The sequence below is a fragment of the Streptococcus mitis genome, from assembly GCF_001579035.1.
GTDB lineage: Bacteria > Bacillota > Bacilli > Lactobacillales > Streptococcaceae > Streptococcus > Streptococcus mitis_J.
Genome location: NZ_KQ970290.1, coordinates 1,471 through 5,495 on the forward strand (window position 1 = coordinate 1,471; position 4,025 = coordinate 5,495).

At 39.8% G+C, this 4,025-nt stretch carries 2 protein-coding genes and 1 pseudogene; all 3 read right to left on the bottom strand.

Features of this window, described 5'->3' with window-relative positions; all coding sequences use genetic code 11:
• Window positions 1-1,170, bottom strand: a 1,170-nt coding sequence (locus SMIDD26_RS08175) for an accessory Sec-dependent serine-rich glycoprotein adhesin (protein WP_134990262.1), incomplete at its 3' end; no start/stop codon positions are given.
• Between the two features lie 815 nt (window positions 1,171-1,985).
• Entirely contained in the window at window positions 1,986-2,921 is a 936-nt protein-coding gene (locus SMIDD26_RS08180) for an Rpn family recombination-promoting nuclease/putative transposase (RefSeq protein ID WP_061439797.1), read from the bottom strand.
• 709 nt (window positions 2,922-3,630) lie between these two features.
• Window positions 3,631-4,016, bottom strand: a pseudogene (locus SMIDD26_RS13210) (peptide chain release factor 3); the annotation flags it as partial.
• Between the last annotated feature and the right edge of the window lie 9 nt (window positions 4,017-4,025).

Consider the following 4,025-nt stretch of genomic DNA (forward strand, 5'->3'; position numbering starts at 1 on the left):
TGTACTTTCACTTGCTGATGTACTTTCACTTGCTGACTCACTTGCTGATTCGCTCTTAGATACTGACTCAGATACTAATGTTGATTCACTTTCACTTGCTGACTCACTTGCTGACCTGCTCTTAGATAATGACTCAGATACTGCTGATTCGCTCTCAGATAATGACTCAGATTCTGATTCTTCTGTACTTTCACTTGCTGATGTACTTTCCTCTGGAGTTAAGCGGAATCCTACTCCCGTCGGTATTGGTTTACCACGAAGTGGATTTTGCGCACCATTGTGAGCACGGTTTACAACAATCTGAATTGAGTTTCGTGCAGCTTTCGCCTGTTTGATAACATCTGTCAAATCAGCATCTGGATTTTTAAGAGCTTCTTCGATAGCTAATACAGCCGCATTCACCTTAGCAACTGCTGCATCAGCACCAGGTAGACCAGCTGACTGAGCTAAAAGTTTCCCCATATCAGCCGAGATTTCAGATAGACGTTTACGATTCTCAGCAATTTTTGTGTTAGTTACATTTTCCTGACGAACAGCTGTCTCTTTATTTGATGCTGTTGCCGATGTTAGTGACTGCAAAAGCTCCGAAGTCGATCCAGCCTGAGATTGAGAATCACTTGTTAGGACTGACTCTGATGCACTAGCAGTTCCAGAAGCTGATAGGCTAGCTGATAATGATTCACTTGTGGAAAGATTTATTGATTGACTTTCACTTTCTGAAAGATGTTTACTTGCATTCTTGGAAGCTTCCTCAGACAAGGACTGGCTTTGGCTGACAGAAACTGATAAGCTGTCGGCTTGAGCCCCCTCCTGATCTTTTACTGTTCCCAAAGTTACTGTGTCTGTATTTGCAAGTGTTTCCTTGGCCTCTACTGTCTTTTCGAGGGCATCATTGGTATAAACAGTTGTTTGTGTCGCAACTGCTCCTCCAAACACCGTCCCAACTGCAGCTATCCCCTTCAAAATATCCAGTCCAGTCAGTGTAGTGGATGCTTGCTCTTCGATAACTTCAGTTGTTACCTGGGCAGTATCTACACCACCACGCAAGACTTTAAAAAGGCCAAATTGAGAGATCGAAGCTCGCAACCAATGCTTACCCGACTTAATCAATTTGAAACGAGTCACACGATCTGTTTCTCTATATTTACCTTCTTGTCGTCTAAAAAACATTGTAAAACTTCCTTTCGAGCATTGTTTTCATTTATAAATATAAATAAAACACCATACTATATTATAGAACAAGAAAACCAAATTAGCAAGAAACTTGAACGTATTTTTACCTAAAAAAAAAGCATTTTGCTATTTTATATATAGTATAAGATGAACTTTTTATAGAGACACGTAAATGAGTGGAAATCAGCTCGTTTTCGGTTCATATTCCTGTTTTTATGCATGATTATTCTATGGTTTTTCTCAAGACAAACCAAAAATTTTTTCAAGTGCTTAGATTAAAAAACAAAACCCTTATACAAAGGCATTTTGCTTATCAGGATATTCTTTTTAATTTATAAATACAGCTTATATATTAATTTATTTCTTCATGATATAAAAGCGTAACCGTGTGCTCATCACCCATGATGCAGCTTGAATGGAGCAATCAAAATCCAACTGGTGCATTCATATGTATAAAATTGAGTGTTCACCCTACCTCATTCGTGGGCTCAAGGTTTTATGAATCGCGTTGTACTATTGTAGATTCAATTCACTATAATAGCTAAAAGTGGCCCGAATGGTCTAATTACCTTGTTCTCTTCCTATGAGGTCGAAATAGAATATGAATAAATTGATTAGGGAATTCAAATCAAATTTCTAACAAGAATTTAGAAGTTGTGTTGTACTATTCCAGTTTCAAGTTGCTACAATCTAACTTTGACTTGCTCTTTGATTTTCATTGAACATAAAAACAAAGGATAGCCCCCCTCTTGTTTCAAGTGATTCGCTACCCTTTTTAGTTCTTTTCCGATTGTGTAAGGTTTACAGACTTCTCACTTATGTTCTTCCAGCAGTGCCTCAAACTCAGCGATGGTCATACCCAATTGCTGACTGGCAACCTCAGATGTTAGAAGACCTTGGTGGACTAAATCTAAGAAAGCAAAGACTTTTCCTTCTTCCCTTCCTTCAACTTTCCCACGTTCAAGACCCTGTTCAAGACCACGCTCTAAACCTTTTTCCTCAGCTTGTTCCAAGGCATAGTCGTGTGCTAGTAAGGCTTGTTCTTCACGCATACGTAGTTGACTAAACATCTTCCTGTCCTCCTCGGACCAGCTCTTGTAGTCCAGCAGTTGATCTGCCTGGCTGATGGCTCGCTCCGGTTGTTGAGTAAAGGGCTTGTTCCCAAAAAACTCCAACCAGGGCTTGCGAACCTCGTCTTTGCTGGTTTCTCTGTATTTTTTTAATTCCAAGAACGCCATCTTGACCAGATGGTTTTCTTGTCCATTGTTTGTGATGGTTAAGACCTCACCTGTCGTGTCTTCGCGCATACTGAAACTGTGGAAAGCTAGATCATCTTGGAAATAATTACTATCCACAATAGCTATTGCGTAAACAGGTGCGATATGCTTGTAACTCTGGTGGGTATCACCTTCTCGTTGGCGAATTTTTTCAAGATTTTGATTAACCTGACTGCACAAGTAAGCCCACAGGCGATTGATGAAAAAATTCTGATGATGGACTTGGATTTCGATGATAACCTGTGTGCCATTGTCCAACTCCGCCAAGACGTCTATACCGGTATAGAAATCCTGCGCTAAATAAGGCAGGGAAGGCAAGACGTGAATATTGCTTCCCTCCAAAATCGTCACACTTTTGGCTGGTAAATCCAGCATATCGCGAATAAATTGACAAGTGATTTCTGGATTACTGAAAATTTTCTTAGCAACCAGGTCATTGGTTGGGCTGATGCCTGGATGACGTACAGTCATATTTCTTCTCCTTTCATTATAGCACATTTTTTAATCTAATTTGCTAGATTTGATGCTTCTATCTATTTATTCGGAAAAGAAATTAAAAAGCCAAACTAAAAATCAATTTATTTTAACATCTCTGAACTTGCTCTCAAAAAATGTCATCTACAAGGATGACGACTCCCAAAACTCTAACAAGTTACATCCTGCAAAAATCAACACAACGAACAAATCGTATCCGGTCTTACATAAGCCTTGGAGCATACGTTTCAACATGGAACTTTTTACTACAACTTGTCCTAAAATAACGGTTTACACAAGTATTTTTCCTAATGGATTGTCTAGGTAAAGAACCATAGTAACTATTAACCTCCATCCAGGACAAAACAAGCACTTTTCTACAGCAACTCAGGAAATCACCTAGCTAGGCTTACTTTCTAACCGTTACAACAAAAACTCCACGAATCGATATTATTCGTGGAGTTTTCCTAGTGAAGCGTTTAGGTAAGCCAATTGTTACACTACGACACGAAGTTTGGCAAATCGATTACATTTGCCAAACGTAGTTAGTAAGGCAGTTAGGTAGACCACTCACTACCAGTTACGACGTAAAGTTTTACGAATCGATATTATTCGTAAAACTTTACTAGTGGAGCGCCTAGCCAAGTTCCATATAAACTTGGCGTTAGTTACTTAGATTGTTACACAATCAAGTAGGCTTACTGAATCACATCTTCTCCTCTAACTCTACGTCTGGATACTTGTCCGCAAACCAACGGAGGGCAAAGTCATTTTCAAAGAGGAAGACTGGTTGGTCAAAACGGTCTTTGGCCAAGATATTTCGGCTTGATGACATCCGTTCATCCAAGTCCTCAGGCTTGATCCAACGAACGGTCTTCTTACCCATTGGACTCATGACCACTTCTGCATTGTACTCGCCTTCCATACGGTGTTTAAAGACTTCAAACTGGAGTTGACCTACAGCTCCCAGCATGTACTCGCCTGTTTGGTAATTCTTATAAAGCTGAACGGCTCCTTCTTGCACCAGTTGCTCAATCCCCTTGTGGAAGATTTCTGCTTCATAACGTTCTTAGCAGAAACTTTCATGAAAATTTACTAGGA